Here is a 1,308-nt window from a genome sequence, read left to right as displayed (position 1 = left end):
CTCAACCAGGAGCTGACCCGCATCTCCGACACCACCTCCTTCGGCAACACCAAGCTCCTCGACGGCACCTACGGCGGCTTCGCCGACAAGGTGGCCACCGTCGCGAGCAACGCCACCGTCGCCACCACGGCCTCGGTGCAGGGCATCACCGCCGGTGACAGCATCAACATCACCATCAACGGCGGGACCGCGAAGACGGTCACCCTGACCAACCTCGGTGGTCTGGTCACGGCCGACTTCTCCGCGACCTGGGACGCTGCGACCGCCACCAAGGTCCAGGACGCGCTGCGCAAGGACCTCGACGCCGCTGGGCTGAAGGACGTTGCAGTTGCGGTGGACAGCGCCGGCAAGATCACCATGTCGTCGAAGGCCACCAACACCACCGACTCCATCACCGCCACCGGTGGCGTCAGCACCGCGTTGTTCGGCGCGTCCACGGTGAACACGACCGCGACGGAGACCACGGCGAACCGCAAGACGTTCCAGGTGGGTGCGAACGGCACGGCGAACGACACGATCACGGTGTCGATCGACGACATGGACGCTTCGAAGCTGGGTACGAGCGGGCTGTCGCTGGTGGGCAACACCGCGACCGGCACCGCCAACGCCGCCGAGACCCTGAAGAAGGTCGAGGCCGCGCTGAACAAGGTCTCCTCCGCCCGCGCGAACCTGGGTGCGGTGCAGAACCGCTTCGAGCACGCGATCAACAACCTGAACGTCTCGATCGAGAACATCACCGCCTCGCAGTCGGCGATCCGCGACACCGACATGGCCGCGGAGATGACCAAGTTCACCCGCAACCAGATCCTGACCCAGGCCGGCACCTCCATGCTCGCCCAGGCCAACTCCGCGTCGCAGAACATCCTCTCCCTGCTGCGCGGCTGATCCACCCGGCACCACCCGGCACCACCCGGCACCACCCAGCGCCCCGTTCCCGGTCATCCGGGAGCGGGGCGCTGCCGCGTTTCGGGGCACTGTGGGGGTTCCCGGGGGTGACAGTGGTAGCTATGCGTGGTTGAATGACTACGCAGCATGATGCGGTGTCGCATCATGCCCGGTGCTGGGTGGGCGTGGCCTCCGGGAGTCGGGGCCGGTGCTGTCGTTCCGGGCGGGCGCGGGTTTCGCTCGTTCACTCCGGGACCGAGGCAATGAAGGCGTCCATCTGGTCGGTGAGATCTCCAGCCGCTCCACGGACGGAGTGGTTGCACGAGTTGGACCCCACGTCATGGAGGATTGGTTCTCATGGGTCTTCGGATCAACAACAACATCGCTGCGGTGAACAGCTACCGCAACCTGCAGGCTTCGGAC

At 66.4% G+C, this 1,308-nt stretch carries 1 protein-coding gene; it reads left to right on the top strand.

Going from position 1 to position 1,308, the window contains the following annotated elements:
* Positions 1 to 885: flagellin (locus CLV92_RS20795; RefSeq protein ID WP_104435995.1), on the top strand; the 885-nt coding region annotated here is incomplete at its 5' end.
* Positions 886 to 1,308: the final 423 nt, after the last annotated feature.

It is taken from the genome of Kineococcus xinjiangensis (genome assembly GCF_002934625.1).
Lineage (GTDB): Bacteria > Actinomycetota > Actinomycetes > Actinomycetales > Kineococcaceae > Kineococcus_A > Kineococcus_A xinjiangensis.
This window is presented reverse-complemented; position numbering and strand designations above follow the sequence as displayed.